This is a genomic window from Pelagicoccus mobilis (assembly GCF_016595505.1).
Classification (GTDB): Bacteria; Verrucomicrobiota; Verrucomicrobiia; order Opitutales; family Opitutaceae; genus Pelagicoccus; species Pelagicoccus mobilis.
In genome coordinates, this window is the sequence record NZ_JAENIL010000036.1 from 64,683 (window position 1) to 81,515 (window position 16,833).

At 54.6% G+C, this 16,833-nt stretch carries 13 protein-coding genes; 5 read left to right on the plus strand and 8 right to left on the minus strand.

What is annotated here, in order from left to right; genetic code table 11:
• Positions 1 to 99 precede the first annotated feature (99 nt).
• From JIN87_RS18435 to JIN87_RS18470, 8 genes are all read right to left on the minus strand, one after another.
• Positions 100 to 531: a GNAT family N-acetyltransferase gene (locus JIN87_RS18435; RefSeq protein ID WP_200357079.1), complete on the minus strand. Its 432-nt coding sequence runs from the start codon at positions 529 to 531 to the stop codon at positions 100 to 102.
• A complete protein-coding gene (locus JIN87_RS18440; RefSeq protein WP_267909417.1) occupies positions 528 to 1,196 on the minus strand; it encodes an esterase/lipase family protein in 669 nt (222 codons plus the stop codon). The genes JIN87_RS18435 and JIN87_RS18440 overlap by 4 nt, the downstream gene beginning before the upstream one ends.
• Complete coding sequence (locus JIN87_RS18445) at positions 1,196 to 2,404, minus strand: hypothetical protein (protein WP_200357081.1); 1,209 nt, start codon at positions 2,402 to 2,404, stop codon at positions 1,196 to 1,198. Before JIN87_RS18445 ends, JIN87_RS18440 begins: the two co-directional genes overlap by 1 nt.
• Positions 2,405 to 2,415: 11 nt before the next feature.
• The gene (locus JIN87_RS18450; RefSeq protein WP_200357082.1) at positions 2,416 to 2,991 is read right to left on the minus strand and encodes a Maf family protein; all 576 of its coding nucleotides are present in this window, start codon (positions 2,989 to 2,991) and stop codon (positions 2,416 to 2,418) included.
• A 481-nt stretch (positions 2,992 to 3,472) separates the two neighbouring features.
• Positions 3,473 to 5,146, minus strand: a complete 1,674-nt coding sequence (locus tag JIN87_RS18455; protein WP_425606470.1) for a methyl-accepting chemotaxis protein — start codon at positions 5,144 to 5,146, stop codon at positions 3,473 to 3,475.
• Positions 5,147 to 5,298: 152 nt separating this feature from the next.
• Positions 5,299 to 5,895, minus strand: coding sequence for an RdgB/HAM1 family non-canonical purine NTP pyrophosphatase (rdgB, locus tag JIN87_RS18460; RefSeq protein WP_200357084.1), 597 nt, complete (start codon positions 5,893 to 5,895; stop codon positions 5,299 to 5,301).
• Entirely contained in the window at positions 5,870 to 7,030 is a 1,161-nt protein-coding gene (gene ribD / locus JIN87_RS18465) for a bifunctional diaminohydroxyphosphoribosylaminopyrimidine deaminase/5-amino-6-(5-phosphoribosylamino)uracil reductase RibD (RefSeq protein WP_200357085.1), read from the minus strand. Before ribD ends, rdgB begins: the two co-directional genes overlap by 26 nt.
• Before the next feature lie 60 nt (positions 7,031 to 7,090).
• Positions 7,091 to 7,735, minus strand: a complete 645-nt coding sequence (locus JIN87_RS18470) for an MBL fold metallo-hydrolase (protein WP_200357086.1) — start codon at positions 7,733 to 7,735, stop codon at positions 7,091 to 7,093.
• A gap of 181 nt (positions 7,736 to 7,916) precedes the next feature.
• Between JIN87_RS18470 and JIN87_RS18475 the strand changes: the two genes are divergently transcribed.
• From JIN87_RS18475 to JIN87_RS18495, 5 genes are all read left to right on the plus strand, one after another.
• Positions 7,917 to 11,801, plus strand: a complete 3,885-nt coding sequence (locus tag JIN87_RS18475) for a hybrid sensor histidine kinase/response regulator (RefSeq protein WP_200357087.1) — start codon at positions 7,917 to 7,919, stop codon at positions 11,799 to 11,801.
• Between the two features lie 104 nt (positions 11,802 to 11,905).
• Entirely contained in the window at positions 11,906 to 13,003 is a 1,098-nt protein-coding gene (leuB, locus tag JIN87_RS18480; RefSeq protein WP_200357088.1) for a 3-isopropylmalate dehydrogenase, read from the plus strand.
• Between the two features lie 107 nt (positions 13,004 to 13,110).
• The gene (locus tag JIN87_RS18485) at positions 13,111 to 13,488 is read left to right on the plus strand and encodes a GxxExxY protein (RefSeq protein ID WP_200357089.1); all 378 of its coding nucleotides are present in this window, start codon (positions 13,111 to 13,113) and stop codon (positions 13,486 to 13,488) included.
• A gap of 60 nt (positions 13,489 to 13,548) precedes the next feature.
• On the plus strand, positions 13,549 to 16,200 hold the full coding sequence (gene alaS / locus JIN87_RS18490) for an alanine--tRNA ligase (RefSeq protein ID WP_234033489.1): 2,652 nt from the start codon (positions 13,549 to 13,551) through the stop codon (positions 16,198 to 16,200).
• Between the two features lie 100 nt (positions 16,201 to 16,300).
• Positions 16,301 to 16,732: an REP-associated tyrosine transposase gene (locus tag JIN87_RS18495; protein ID WP_200357090.1), complete on the plus strand. Its 432-nt coding sequence runs from the start codon at positions 16,301 to 16,303 to the stop codon at positions 16,730 to 16,732.
• Positions 16,733 to 16,833: the final 101 nt, after the last annotated feature.

Genomic DNA, 16,833 nt, shown 5'->3' on the forward strand with positions numbered 1-16,833 from the left:
AGCTTCCAATAGCAGGGGCGATGCCAACTGTTCATAACAGTTCGGTAACAAGAGAATGAAATACCCGACAAAGCGGCTATTCCCACAGCGCCATACCGCCTAAAACACGACCTTCAGTCGCATCTCGATATGCTCTATGCCTGCTTCTTCGTAAGTCTCCCCATGAGCCACAAAGCCCAAGTTCTCATAAAATCCGACCGCTTGCGTTTGAGCTGACAAGACAAGCTCAGGCATTCCCCCGAGCTTCCCCATCTCGATCAATGTCTCCATCAATGCGACGCCCACCTTCTTGCCACGCCACTCTCGTAGAACCGCAACTCTCCCAATGTGGCCATCCGGCAAAAGACGCCCCGTCCCAATCGCCATTCCCCCTGCTACCGCCAACACATGGCGAGAACGATCGTCCCATTCATCCATCTCGATCTCAGCCGGGACCTTTTGCTCGTCCACAAAAACCGTGAATCGCACCGAACGGATGTCCGCGATCCTTTCATTGAAATCCACTTCCGATATTTCGAAGGCCTCCCTCATAACGTACCGTCCAGAAAAGTTCCCGTTCTCAAAAACGCCAGCGTGTTCGCCATAGCCTCGCGATTTCGCATGATAAACGGGTGGGTAGCCCGAACTGTCTTAAAAGAAGCCATCCCCTCCACCCCTGCATGCGACACGGCGACTTTCCCGTCGTTCGGCCCCGGCAACATAAGCGATAGAATCCAGTTCACGCTCCGAGTACCTGTTAGGACTCCGCACTCATAGTCCACTGCCCCCAATCGTTCCGGCAACCCAGAGGGTCCTGTAACGAGTTGCTGCCCTGCCGGCCCGTTCACCCAGCGAAACAACTTCCATCTCCCGAGACAGTCGACCACCTGGCTACCCTTGTTGGGCGGACTCAGCATGACGCAGCGGCCAATCCTAAAATCCGCATTCGATCGTCTCAACTGACGCAGCACGATCCCTCCCATCGAATGGGTCACAAAGTGCAAGGGTCCGCCCTTTGCCGACTCCTCGCAAATCCGTTTCGCCAATCGGCTAGCAAGATCTTCGATCGAATACCGAGTCGAAGGGTAAGAAAGATTCAATACATCAAACCCACTCGACTCCAGAAAACGCTGCATCGGCCGCATCGAGCGAGACGTTCGAGCAAGCCCATGCAAAAGGACCACGCGCCCAGTCTCGTTCCCCAAACCACGCCCCATCAATAATAGTGAAAACTGAAGGTGATATCCTCTTCGGTCCCGAACATATCAACCAATCCCTCCGGCCAAGCCCCAAAGGGCACTCCGCGCTGGATCGCCTCACGACACATGTAGATACCAATAGCCCGAGCAGTCGTCCCCTCTAAGATCTCGATGTCCTCCACGATCCCATGCTGGTTCAGAATAAACTTTATCTTCACAACGCTCTTCCGCTCCTCCGCAGAGCTTCGCTCAACCAAGTCATCCCAGTTGAGCTTCACCGTCTCAATCAGACGCTCCATGTACTCGCCAAACTTGCTCGCCTTCGCATCGACTGCCAATCGACCGACCGAAGAGACTCCAAGTCGCGAGTCACGGGTCGGCCCCGATGGTAAACGCGGCAATTGAGGCCGAGCCCGAGGCGTCGGAACCCCGTCTCTCGCCTGGATTGCCTCTAGTGTAGGACGCGCCCTCGGCGCGCCTACCAACTCAGGGCTCTCCTCCACCGTCTGCTCCGTCTCGCCCTCGTCCTGCTCTCCCTCAATATAATCAGTGATGTTCGTGGGGGCTTCCTCCAGCTTGTCATACACATGCTCAGCCAAGCCCGACTCGTCCTCAGCCTCTTCCTGCGAGCCAAAAAGCGGAATTTCCTTTTTCAAAGTCTGCCCCCCGTCCTCGACCGCAGCTAGCAAAGGTTGATTCGGCGAAGGCGGCTGCGGTGGAGTTGATTGCTCCTCTGGCTCCTGAGACTCCTCATTGGGCGATTCAGAAGGTGGAAGAGCTGGCAGCGGCTCGTACAAAGTGCCACTCAACACTTGCTCCGTCTCGATGTTGTCATCGCTCTCATTCGCCGGACGGTTTTCCGGATCGAGCTCCTCCGGCTTCTCCTCGTTCGCAGCCTGCTGGTTCCTAGCGCTAAAACGATTGGTATCGTCCGGTTCATTGTCCGGCACATCCGGATTCGTCTGAGTGTAAACCTGCTCCTCCTCCTCAGGCTCCAACGGAGCTTCTAGCTCGATGCTGAAATCCTTGAAGCGGTCCACGGTCTCCATCGGCTCGACCGTGAACTTCCCGAACATCAAGAAAAGGATAAGCCAAATGTGAATACAGATCGTCCCCCCCACTCCGATCACCCATTGCTCGCGGGTATAGCCCATCGCTCCCTTGCGACGCTTCTTAGGCTTCGACGCAGGGCTTTGGCGGGATCGGGGTGGCGATACGACAGACATCTAAAACAAGTTCAGAGCAGATTATGACGCTCCAGCAAAGCCTTTGTTTCATCCAAAGGCAAACCCATGATGTTTGAGTGCGATCCCTTGAACGAATCGATGATCAAGTCCTTGCCTTCCTGGATCCCATACGCGCCAGCCTTATCCAGAGGATTCACGATCTGAAAATACTCATCCACAATAGCGTCATCGAGAGGCTTAAACGTTACCTCGCTTCGAGCCCCATCCACGACCTCGATGCCCTTCTCCCGACATACCAAAGCAAATCCAGTATACACAATATGGGTACGTCCGCCCAATGTCTTGATCATGCGACGAGCATCGTCGAGGTCAGCCGGTTTCACGAGCACCCTCCCGTCGAGGTGTACTGTCGTATCCGATCCCAACACAAAACGCCCCGGATGCTGGTCCGCCACCCAGCCAGCTTTCAATAAGGAATTATGCCTCACCATCCCTTCCGGATCACCATGCCCTTCCTCAAATTCCTCCACATCCGCCGGCATAATGTCGAAGCGAGCTCCGATCCGCTCCAACAACTCCTTTCGCCGCGGCGATTGTGACGCCAAAATAAACTTCGCCAAACTCATCTCCCCGCTACTCTCGAGCCGAGACCTGCAGCCGCAACCCCGAATCTCACAACGACCCAAATTCGTAGCGCCAGCACCCGGGAATGCCCATCCAGTCGAGCTCGGCTTCCTGCCCTATCTCTGGGCAAAAAAAGTGCTGGCTCGGAGGCCCCCCTCCAAGCCAGCTATCCCTTTATTGTTGCCTTGATCCTGAACCTTAGCGCGTTTCCGCGCAGTCCAAATTCGGAAATTGCTACCCTGTATCGCTCAGAGCAATTGGGGTCTTACCCCGAACCTCTCATTGCGTATATACCACTATCGTGATCTACGCCAAATAGTTTAATCAGATTTGGGGAATTTCCAGTCGGAGAAGCGGTTTTTGCGATTTATTCGCAAGCGGTTATGGGGAACCCTTAGACCAAGGAAATCTACCAAGTAAAAGAGGCCCCGAGTTTTAACAACTCGGAGCCTCTTGCTCGAAAGTTTCTATAAACGCTCTAACTTAGTTCCAGAGGGTCGCGTCTTCCGGTTCTTTGGAACGCGCGACGGCGAACTCATTTTCCGCCGGGGCTCTTGGCTCAGAAACTTGCGCGATACTCGAAAAGGAAGCCGTTGCCGTTCCTGAGGAGATAGCGCTCACACCACGATCGCCGCAAAGCGTCGCAAGTTCGCCAATGGAACGATTGAGCGAAAGAGCCTGCTCGCTTAATTCCTGGGCAGAAGCAGCGCTCTCTTGAGTGATGGCCGCGTTGGACTGGTAAGTATTCTCGATTTCACGAATCGCCGAGTTAACCTGATCAACGCCTTCGCGATTCTGGTCGACCGACTGAGCGATATTCGCCACGAGATCATCCAACTCGGACGCCTTCTCGAGAATGCCTTCCAAGCTGTGCGAAACACGAGAGCTCAACTCCACCCCGTGCTGGCTCTTGGCAATCGAATCCTCGATACGAGCCGACGTTTCCTGAGCCGCCTTCGCGCTACGTTGGGCGAGATTTCGAACTTCGTCCGCCACTACCGCGAATCCAGAGCCGGCCTCTCCGGCTCGAGCAGCTTCCACCGCCGCGTTTAGCGCCAAGATATTAGTTTGGAACGCGATCTCATCGATCGACTTCAAAATCTGGGAGATGCCGTCGCTGGAGTTACGAATTGCATTCATCGCATCCTCCATCTCATCCATCTGCTTCTTGCCTTGATTAACAGCTTCACGCGTCTGATTGGCGATGTTAGTAGCAGATCGAGCTGACTCCGCGTTCTTTCCGGTATTTTCCGCAAGTACTTCAAGCGATGCGCTGGCTTGCTGAATCGAAGCCGCTTCACGGTTCGTCGAATCGGCTAACGATTGACCATAACGCGACACCTCGCTCGATGCGCTGTCAACGACCTCCGAGCCGCTACGGAGTGATGCGGTAATACGTTGAATCTGATTCGAAAGCGAACCGCCAATCCATAGCCCTAAGCCAATCGCGAAAGAAACTCCAAAGAGCATCACACCAGTCGTGATCCAGGCCAGATGGGATGCCTCAGCCTCAAACTCCATCGAACGCGCCGTCGCCGCCTCACTTTCAAACGCGTGCACCATATCCACGATCGCATCTATTTCCTTCGTCGGAGCGCGGTCGATACCTTTAACCAGCTTGTCGACCACGCGATGAGCGAGCGGGTCGCTTGAATCGTACTGCTTGATGCCGTCTCGGTAGGCGACCCCTAATCCCAAGTGCGACTTCGCCGCGGTTTTCACCGCATCATCAGGCACGTCATACTTCGCTAATAAAAGGGTAAGGTCCTTCAGGTTCTCCTGCACCATTCCTTCACGCTCCTGGAAGCGGCCCCAATACTTGTCGAACTGCTCCTTGTCGTGGCCGCGCAACAAGGTGTTCTTCCACTCCTGCACCTGAATTTTGAAGTTAACCTGAGAAGAGCGCGCAAGATCCGTCGCCTCCACCAGAAACGCCCCACGCTCATAGACTTCCGTTCTAACTTCCGTGAGAGCATTACGAGATTCTTTGAGTCCGTAAATGCCAACCAGCCCGATGACGAGGCCGGTGACAGCGACGGTTAAAAATCCGCCGAGCAACTTCTGCTTTAGTGTGAGTTTGGTCATGGTCTTTCCTGTTTGTTTGCTGGGCACAAACCCCGACACAAATTCAGTACATGCGGGGAGGCCGTTACTCATTCGTCACAAACCCTACTCAACTTAGGCAATTTACTGAAAAAACCCTAGGATGTGCGCAACATCAGGAACCAACCTCACACCGACCATGAGGATTACTCCCCAAAAGCCCGACTAGGCGATTTCTCTACCGGTTCAGCACCCTTTAATTCAACTCACCGCTTCAACCAGGAGACGAGTTTTCCCATCGCCTCGCCACGGTGGCTTAGTCCGGCTTTCTCTTCGCTGCTCAACTCTGCGAAACTGAGTTCGAACCCATTCGGGATAAACACAGGGTCATAACCAAAACCACCTTCCCCGCGTCGCTCTCCGATAATCCGTCCATGACAAGCCCCTTTAAAGACCTGCTCCTCACCATGAGGCGAAACGATCGCCAGGTGACACTGGAAGCTAGCGCCTCGATCCGACTCAACCACCTCCGACAAAGCAGCCAAGAGCTTGTCGATATTGTCCGAATCACTCGCAGACTCGCCCGCATAGCGAGCCGAGTAAACACCAGGCGCCCCACCCAAGGCATCCACGCATAAACCGCTGTCGTCCGCCAACGCCCAACCGTCATCCGGCAAAATCGCGGAAAGAGCACGCGCCTTCTTCAGCGCATTTCCAGAAAAGCTGTCCTGGTCCTCTACGACCTCGGGCATCCCCCCCACCACTGCAGGCGTGTGCACCTCGATATCGAGTTTCGCAGCCGCCAGCATCGCTTGCAGCTCCTCCACCTTGTGGAGATTACCCGTTGCTAAAAACAGTCTCATCTACGTCCAAACGGGCTGGGTAGTTGACAAAGCCGCGCATCAGCTGGTCATCACCAAAGACTTCATGGCGAACCTTTTCCAAACGAATCGCTTGAGATAGCTTCTCGGTACGCAGACCGCGGTACACTGACTTCGCCTTGTCGTCCCCAAGCATAATCGGGGCGCGATAGTTAAAGTGATAGTCCAACTCCCGAGTGTGCAAAAGCTCGCTAACCAACCGACTTCCGCCTTCGAAGTACACACCGGTTATCCCCACATCCGCGCAGCGTTTGCGAAAGACGGGGAACGGCACTTTCATGTTTTCGACCGGCAAGACCCACACGTTTACGCCTTCCGTCTCCAAACGACGAATATAGCCTGTCCCGGCCGCATCGGTCGTCACTACGATCGTATTGTCTCTAAAATCGTCCGTGTAGATACTGGGCAAATACCGCTCCATCGCGGTTCGAAGCAGTCCGTCGAATACGAAACGCATCCCGCACCACTCCTCTTCGCCTTCGATCCGACTAGTCAAGCGGGGATCATCCTCCACCAACGTCCCAGCCCCTACCGCAATCGAAGGGAAAAGCCGACGCCATTTCATGACGTTCTGCCGGGCTGGCGCTCCAGTAATCCACTTCGACTCCCCCGAACGGCAAGCGATCTTGCCATCGAGCGTTGTCGCGGACTTAGCCGCAAAAATAGGCGACCGATTTTGTACCCAATAATTGGATATCAAATTCAAATCCTCGCACTCGTCGATCAGAATCCGGCGCTCAACCTTCACGCCGCCCTCCTTAAGAGCGTCTGCCCCCTTGTTCGCATGTTCGGCTACAGGATCGCTCGCTCCAATCAGCACATAACCGACTCCAGACTCGATGATCGCTCGGACTCCCGCTTCAAGTCGATTGCTGCTGGGCCCGGGCTCCAAGGTAAGAAACAAGCTGCTTCCTTCCTTCGGTTTACGCCCTAGAGCTTCAAACAAACGAGTTTCCAAGGCAGGGGAGCTAGGCTGGTCATTGTAAGCAGTCACCACGACCTCGCCATCTTCGACTAACGCCGCTCCTATCATTGCTTGCGGGTGCGTACACCCCCAGCCCTTTCGGGCTTCGTCGAGGGCAACCCTCATGAAAGTCTCTTTTTCCGACTGAGTCATATGCAGCAAATACGCCTAAAGTGCTCCCTTACAAAGTATTTTGCCGGCGCGCGCAATGCCCTATTCGCCGGATACAAAAGGATTATGGAGAATCTCGTCGCCCACAGAAGTGTTTGGACCATGCCCGGGAAGAACCACCGTATCCTTCGGCAAAGTATAGATCTGCTCGCGAATCGACTTTTCGAGCAGCGAGAAACTGCCACCCGCAAGGTCCGTTCGGCCAATCCCCCCCGCAAAAAGCGCATCCCCCACAAAGGCCGCTTTCGCCTGAGCGAAGTAGAACAGCACATTGCCGGGACAATGCCCCGGAACATGACGAACCTCACAATCCATCCCCAAAAGTTGAATACTGTCGTCTTGCTCAACCCAGTGATCGATCTCAAAACCGGTCAGCTCAAGATCAGGAGGATAAACGAAAGCCCTCATCGCTTCCGGCGACTCGAACAACACCTTGTCGTCCAAATGCCCGAAGAGCGGCACGCCTCGGGCGGAAATCTTCGCCGCATCGCCGATATGGTCATAATGCCCATGGGTCAGCAGCAAGGCTTTCAACTCGCAGCCATCTTCAGCCAATGCCGTATCAACCATTTCGCAGACATCATGAGGCGCGTCGATCAACACCGCTTCACCCCGTTCAGGATCACTGACAAGAAAGGCGTTCGTCTGGATTGGCCCCGCCGGAAATATTCGTACATTTAAAGACATAACATTTTTCTTAAATCGCTCTCAGTCACAACATAGCACTCCCTGCCCATCATTCAGCAAGAGCAATCCTCGGGTCTTCCCCCAAAATAGACAGGCAATCGACAGGGCACGCTTGCTTTGCTCCCATTTCGACTAACAATTTAGATTCCCAACCGTCTTGATTGCTCAACCACTACCCCACTTGGAATCTTCGCCCCTGAAAACAGCGCTCCTCCTAGCGACCTCGCTCGCCTCATTGCTCTGTTCCTACCTTGCTGCCTCCGAAGACCAGGCATTGCTGAATCTCGATCCCGCAAGAGACTACGAGAACCTACCTTTCAGAAAGCTCGAATTCTTCGAGCAGGCCGCCGTCGGTCGCATCCACGCCCTCACCCAAGGGCCAAACGGCTTCATTTGGATCGGTACCCAACACGGGCTTTATCGCTACGACGGGCATCGGATACGTAAATTCCAGCACGCCCCCCTGAAGAACAACAGTCTTGCTCATGACACCGTCTGGTCCCTCCACCTCGACCAGAAGAACCGCCTCTGGGTTGGGACCGGGCACGGGATAAGCCTCTACCAGCCCGAAACCGAATCCTTCCTTAACTTCCTAAACCCCGAGACGTCCAATCTCCCCCTAGGCTTCAGCCGGATAAACGCCATCAGCAGCAGCGAGGCGAACGCGATTTTCGCCAGCAGCGAAACCGGCTTCGTCTACACATTCGATGAAGCCAACCAAACCTTCTCCCCCATCAACCAAGAGACGCTAGGCTTGATTAAGTCGATGTACATCGAATCTGCCGAACATATCTGGCTCGGCGTATCGAACGCAGTTCATCGCCTGGAACTAGCAACCGGCGCAGCCACCACCTTCAGCGCAGGCCTCGGCAGTCCAGACGGAATATCCAACAACTATATTACCAGCATTTGCCGCCAAGACAACGGGCAGCTTTGGCTCGGCACCACCAATCGCGGCATACTCCAATTCGACGCCAACGGCCATAGCACTCAACCCACAGCCCTTGCAGCGACCACCTCAGAATTCGTCAACCAGATCGCTCTCGCTCCCGACGGAAGGCTCTGGATCGCCAGCAACAGCGGCATCACCATATACGATACCGTCACCAACGCCTTAACAAAACACACCTCCGATTCCCTCGGCAGCCCACACTTGCCACAAAGCGGCATAAACACCATGTGGGCCGATCACCAAGGCAACCTCTGGATCGGAAGCAACTTCGACGGCATCGGCGTCTCGGTTCGGTTCAAGAACTTCAAAAGCCTGCCAATCCATCTGACCCGCCCCGAACTATCCCCCAATTCGCCGGTAGCCGCCATACTCGAAGACCACGAAGGAAACCTTTGGGTAGGCCATAAAAACGAAGGCATCACCATGTATCCTTCAAACGGCGACACTCCACACACCTTCAATCCAGATCCCGATGACCCGACAGCGATCACCGACCAACCGATCCTTCGAATTTTCCAAGATTCGCAGCATAATATCTGGGTCGGCACTTACCGGGCCGGACTCTTCAGATACCGCCCCGAATCACAAAACTTCGAACGATTCCTCCACGACCCCCAAGATCCGTATTCAATCCCCGGACACGACATTCGCGACTTCGCGGAAGACGCTCAAGGCAACCTCTGGATAGCCACTCACGAAACCGGAGTCGCCCGGCTCGACCTTTCGACCCTCCAGTTCAAAACCTACCGCAAAGCTCAAGCCGACGAACACGGCATCCAAATCAAAAACGACTGGGTCAACGCCGTACTTGTCGACCGTCAAGACCAGCTTTGGATCGGCTCCCCCACGGGAATCACCCTCCTATCAAGCGACCGAAAATCCGCCACCCACTATAAACACGATCCAGATCAAGACGATTCGCTCTCCCACTCGCTCGTAACCGATATTCTCGAAGACTCCAACGGCGCAATCTGGATAGCCACAGCAAACGGCCTCAACCGCTTCGCCCCCTCCGAGCAAAGCTTTGAACGATTTCTCGTCGAAGACGGCCTCCCCCACAAAAGCGTCTGCTCAATCGTGGACGCCGCCAATGGAGATTTGTGGATCAGCACGCTGGACGGTCTGGCAAAACTTAACCACGACACCCAATCCATCAGTAGCTACTACACAAGCGACGGCCTCAAAGGAAACGACTTCTTCGAAAACAGCGCCATTCGCGGCAAAGACGGAACTCTCTATTTCGGCCAAAACAAAGGACTCACCCTCTTTTCGCCCGATGAAATTCACGACTACACGCAGATCCCCGATGTATTCATCACCGGAATACGCATTTTCAACCAGTCGCTAGAGCTCGAGCCTCCAGAGGGAGGCTACAAACTCCCCACTCTTGACCGTAGCATTCTCATGACCTCCGAGCTGAAGCTTAGCCATGAGCAAAACGCCATAACCTTCGAGTATATAGCAATCGACTACCTCGACCCAAATCAAAACGAATACGCCTACATCCTCGAAGGGCAAGATGATCAATGGACCCACGTACAAGCCCAATTCGAAGCCACTTACACCAACCTTAGCCCGGGCAACTACGTATTCAAAGTCATCGCCTCCAACAACGACGGCCACTGGAACGACACAGGAGACGAAATAAAGATCGCCATCCTTCCCCCCTTGTGGGGCACCCTTTGGTTCCAGCTCACCGGACTCGTAGTCATAATTTCATTACCCGTAGCCTTTTACATCTACCGGATCAAAAGCATCAAACAGGAAGCAAGACGGCTCGAACTCGCCGTCGACCAACGCACGCAAGCCCTCCGCGAAGCGAATGACCAGCTAGCGCAAGCCAATCGCCAAATCCTCCACTACGGCGAGGAACTGGAAGAAACCGTCAAGCAACGCACCAAGGAACTGGAAATCGCCAAAAGCAAAGCCGAACACTCCGACAAGCTGAAATCCGCCTTCCTCGCCAACATGTCCCACGAGATCCGCACTCCCATGAACGCCATCGTCGGATTTCTCCACATCATCGACAGCAAGGACATATCCGACGAAGAACGCCAACAATACGGCAGCATTATCAGGAAAAGCAGCGAGTCGCTCATGAGTCTGATCGACGACATCCTCGACCTCTCCACCATCGAAGCAGGCCAAGCCGAAATCAGCTCCCAGCCAACCAACATCGCATCCCTCTGCGAAGAACTTGGCGCCCTCTTCCGCGAAACCCTCAGTTCCCAGAAAAAAGGGGAAGTCAAATACCGCCATTTCACCGAAGTCCCAGAGGAATTCGACAACAACCCGGACCTCGCCTTCTACATCGATCCCCATCGCCTCAAGCAGATCCTCTGGAACCTACTCTCCAACGCCCTCAAGTTCACCGACAAAGGGGAAGTCGCCCTCAGCTACAAAATCTGGAAAAGCTCAAGCAACACATCCGAACACAGCATACGGTTTACCGTCCGCGATAGCGGAATCGGCATCCCCGAAGAAGAGCACAGCCGCATCTTCAACCGCTTCCACAAAATCGACGCCGACCAGAAAAAACTCTACCGTGGCACCGGCCTAGGACTCGCCATAACCCAAACCCTAACCCACCTCATGCACGGAGAGATCGCCCTCGAATCCGCACCCGGGGTCGGAACCACTTTCTACATAACATTCCCCTTCAAACCAGTAGAATCCACGACTCAAGACGCTCCCACCCAAACCGACCTCCTGGCAGCCTCTCTCAACGTCGATTTATCGAAATTCTCAATCCTCCTCGTCGAGGACGAAAAGCCCAACTACGACTACATCATCCGCGCCCTCAGCAAGACAGGAGTGCAGATCGAGTGGGCCCAAAACGGCAAAGAAGCCCTCGAATTCTACCAGAGAGGCACCTTCGACCTCATTCTCCTAGATCTCAAAATTCCCGAGCTAGACGGCTATCAAGTCGCCCGACGCATCCGGAAAGAGAACAAAAATATCCCCATAATCGCCCAATCCGCCTACGCCATGGCCAGCGACCACGTCCGCTCCATCGAAGCCGGCGCCAACGAACACCTAGCAAAACCCTTCCGTCCCAAGCAACTTCTCGAAACCCTTACCCGCTACCTCCTCACCCCCAAAAACGAGCCGTAAATCCGACAATTTCCCCCTGCCCGAACCCGTCGCCTAGCACCAAGCGCCCTATCACCCAATTTTTCCTTTAAAAAAAAGCGTTTTCCCCCTCAATGGCCCCCTTCATGAAAACGCTTAAATTCGCAGTTCTCCCAGGTGACTACATCGGCCCTGAAGTAATGTCCGTCGCGCTCGACGTCCTCAAGGCAGCGACAGAGCCCGCAGGCATCAAACTCGACTACACAGAAGCCCACGTCGGCGGCGCCGGTATCGACAACGAAGGCAAGGCCCTCCCAGACTCCACCGTCAAGATTTGCGAAGAAGCAGACGCCATCCTTTTCGGCTCTATCGGCGGACCAAAGTGGGAAAACCTCCCGCCAGCCGAGCAGCCAGAACGCGCTGCCCTGCTCCCGATCCGCAAGCACTTCTCCCTCTTCGCCAACCTCCGCCCAGGCCTGCTCTACCAAGAGCTTACCGACGCCTCTCCGCTCAAGACCGAGCGTATTCCGGAAGGCATCGACATGGTTTGCGTACGCGAACTCACCGGCGGCATCTATTTCGGCCCAAAACACACCAAGACCCTCGAAGACGGCGACATCCAAGCCACCGACGAGATGGTCTACAAGAAGTCCGAAATCGAGCGCATCCTCGACGTAGCCATCGCGACTGCCAAGACTCGCGGCAACAAGATCTGCTCCGTAGACAAGGCAAACGTTCTCACGACCTCCGTCCTCTGGCGCGAAACAGCAACTGAGTACGTTGCCAAGCACGCTCCAGAAATCGAGCTCACTCACATGTACGTGGACAATGCAGCCATGCAAATGGCCCGCGACCCGAACCAGTTCGACGTCATCGTGACCGAAAATATGTTCGGCGACATCATCTCCGACGAAATGGGCATCGTCTGCGGCAGCCTTGGTATGCTCTCCTCGGCCTCCCTCGGCACTGGCAAGAACAGCCTCGACCTCCCATTTGGCCTATACGAGCCATCCGGCGGCACTGCTCCAGACATCGCTGGCAAGGGCATCGCCAACCCATGTGCTCAGATCTTGAGTGCAGCCCTAATGCTCCGCCACAGCTTCGGCGAGAACGAGATCGCCGAGAAGATCGAAAACGCCGTCAAGCAAGCCGTCATGGACGACAAGCGCACCGGCGACATCGCCTTCGGCAAACCAAGCATCGGCACCAAAGAAATGGCCGCCGCCATCATCGAAAGACTCTAGTCTTTTTTCGCCCACGAAGGACACGAAGCTTCACTAAGTTGAAATCTGTTACTTCAACGAACTCCTGTCCTTCGTGAGCAAACACCAAACTCGATCCCCGGAATCCAATGCCTCAAATCACTTACAAAGAAGAAACCTACAAAATTATAGGTGCTGCCATTGAAGTCCACAAAGAGCTCGGCCACGGCTTTCTCGAAGCTGTCTTCCAAGAAGCACTAGAACTCGAACTAGCAGACCAATCGATTCTCTTCGAATCGCAAAAACAACTACAAATTCACTACAAGGGTCGCGTACTCAAAAAACGATACATAGCCGATTTTCTCATCAACAACGACATCCTCGTAGAGATCAAAGCTATCGAAAAACTCACTAGCAAAGAAGAGTCCCAAGTAATCAACTATCTAAACGCAACACAGTTAAAGCTAGGCCTCCTTATCAACTTCGGCTCCCAAGGAAAGTTGGAGTGGAAACGATTAGTGAACTAATCCCCTCATCCAAATCCTTCGTGCCCCTTAGCGCCCTTCGTGGGCAAAATATTCTCCAGCATGACCTCCGATCAAATTCGCCAGTCCTTCCTCGACTTCTTCGAGTCTAAACAGCACTCCATCGTGCCATCCGCATCCCTCATGCCGGATTCGCCAAACTTGCTGTTCACAAACGCAGGCATGAACCAGTTCGTGCCCTACTTCCTCGGCGAACGCGAAGCAACCACCCCACGCATTGCCGATACACAAAAGTGTATTCGTGCCGGAGGTAAACATAACGATCTCGAAGACGTCGGCCTCGACACCTACCACCACACCTTCTTCGAGATGCTGGGCAACTGGTCAATCGGCGACTACTTCAAGCAAGAAGCCATCGAGTGGGCATGGGAACTCATCACCGAAGTCTGGAAGTTCCCAAAGGAACGTCTCTACGCTTCTGTCTACAAGCCAGGCGAAGGCGACCCAGCCGAGTTCGATCAAGAAGCCTACGACTTCTGGAAGGCTGTATTCGAAAAGGCAGGACTTGATCCCGAGGTCCATATAGTTTTCGGCAACAAGGCTGACAACTTCTGGATGATGGGCGATACCGGTCCTTGCGGCCCGTGCTCCGAGCTCCACGTCGATCTCACTCCAGCTGGCGATACTAAAGGCTCTCTCGTCAACGCTGACTCTCCTTACTGCATCGAGATCTGGAATCTCGTATTCATCCAGTTCAACGCCACACCAGAAGGTGACTTCGTTCCCCTCAAGGCGCAGCACGTCGACACCGGAATGGGCTTCGAGCGCGTGGCAGGCATCATGGCTACGTCGAAGAACTTCACAGATTTCTCGACTCCGCCATCAAACTACAACTCCGATCTCTTCGACACTCTCTTCCAAGAGTTCGAAAAGCTCTCCGGCCACAAGTATCAGCGTACCCTGCCTGAAGATCTCGACAACATCTCCGAGCTTGAGATGAAGGACGTCATCTTCCGCGTATTGGCTGACCACATACGCTGCCTTAGCTGCTCCATCGCCGACGGAATTCTCCCTGGCAACGCTGGACGCAACTATGTCCTCCGCCGCATCCTCCGCCGTGCCGTCATGTACGGACGCAAGCTCGGCCTCGAAAACGGTTTCTTTGCCAAGCTCGTACCAGTCGTAGTTTCCCAACTCGGCCACGTATTCCCAGAACTAAAGAAGCAAGCCGACGTCATCCAGCGTACCATCAAGTCAGAAGAAGACGCCTTCGGCCGTACCCTCGACCGCGGTATCCAGCTCTTCGAAAAGATTGCTGCCGACGAAGGAAATATATCAGGACTCAACGCCTTCACGCTCTACGACACATACGGCTTCCCGCTCGACCTTACCGAGCTGATGGCCAAGCAAAAGGGCATCACCGTCGATACCGAAGGCTTCGAAGTTGAAATGGAGAAGCAACGCGCCAAAGGCCGTGCCGCTCATAAGTCCACCGACATTCTCGTGGCAGACTCCGACGCCCCAGCCGAAGCCACCACATTCCTCGGCTTCGACACCCTCGCTGACGAAGCAGAGCTCATCGACATCGTAAAAAGCGACGAAGATGCGTATCTAGTTTTCAACCACACTCCTTTCTACGCAGAAATGGGTGGCCAGGTTGGCGACACCGGTGCAATCGAGTTCGAAGGCGAGCACTTCGATGTCCTCGACACAATCAAGGATCCAAACGGTCGTTTCCTTCACAAAGTAAGCGGAAACCTCGATGAGATCGCCATTGGTCAAGAAGCCAACCTCATCGTCGACCACGACCGTCGCAAATCAATCGAACGTCACCACTCTGCTACTCATATCCTTCAGTGGGCGCTTCGCAAGGTGCTCGGTGACCACGTTCGCCAAGCCGGATCCTACGTCGACGACCAACGCCTCCGTTTCGACTTCTCCCACTTCGAAGCCGCGAAGCCCGAAGAACTCGCTCAGGTCGAGAAGCTTTGTAACGAACAGATCCTTGCCAACAGCAAGGTCAAGTGGTTCGAGACTCCGTTTGACGAAAAGCCAGAAGGCGTCATGGCCGAGTTCGGTGAAAAGTACGGCGACGTCGTTCGCGTTGTAGACATCGGCGGATTCTCCAAGGAACTCTGCGGCGGGACCCACGTTCGTGGATCAGGCGAAATTGGCCTCCTAAAAATAGCGAGCGAATCTGGAATCGCTGCCGGCACCCGTCGAATCGAAGCTATTGTTGGTGACAGCCTGTATTCGCACATCAACGACATGGAAGCGACGATCTCAACAGCGTCCAAGACACTCTCCACAGCACCAGCGGAGTTGATCAAGAAGCTCGACTCCCTGCTCGCCCGTAACTCCGAGCTCGAGAAACAACTTAAGAGCTTCCAACAGAAAGCCAGCGGCAACCTCGCCGATGATCTCCTCAAATCCGCCAAGGACTCAGGAGGTCTCAAGCTCGTTGCAGCCAAAGTCGTAGTTGAGAATCCCAACGCTCTCCGCCAACTCGGAGCCAACCTCATTGGCAAGCTCGGCGAAGGCGTAGTCGTCCTCGGAGCCGAGGTTAAGGGCAAGGTCAGCATCGTGGCCTTCTCATCCCAGAGTGCTATCGGGGCGGGGCACAAAGCCGGTGACATCATCCGCGACCTCACCGCCAAGCTCGACGGCCGAGGCGGAGGCAAGCCCGACTTCGCCATGGGCGGCGCCGCCAACGTCGCAGCCCTCGAGGAAACGCTCAAAGCGTTTTCTTTGTAGGTAGGGCGTGACCGCCGGGCACGCCGCAGTGCCCAACATCATTTACCAACTCTTCAATCAAAACCAACCGCCGCGGTCCGCCCGGCGGTCGGACCCTACCATGTTACCCGAACGCAAACGGCTCGCACACATTCCACCTCCTTGGGTAGACGATGAAGCCCTTTTCTTCATTACGATCTGTTGCAAAGAGCGGAACCGGAACGTGCTCGCTAAACCAGAAATTGCGTCACCGCTTTTCGAAACGGTGGCATACCGAGAAAAGCTCCTCCAGTGGAGCGTACATCTGATGCTACTCATGCCGGATCACCTCCACGCGTTCATCGTCTTCTCTCAATTCCAGTCCATGACAAAGACAATCTCCGACTGGAAACAATTCACAGCTAAGAAGCTATCCATCGATTGGCAGTCGAACTTCTTCGATCACCGCATCCGCAACCAAGCCGAGTTAGATGAGAAGTGGTCCTACGTCCTACATAACCCTGTTCGAGCAGGACATTGCAAGAAAGCGAGCGACTGGAAGTTCGTCCGGTAGGGCGTCACCGCCGTGTTTAGTTCAAGGACATAGTTAACACATGTTAAAGGACATGGTTAACACATTCTAGGCGGGTTCTTGCTCCCCCTGGCCGGCTAGCC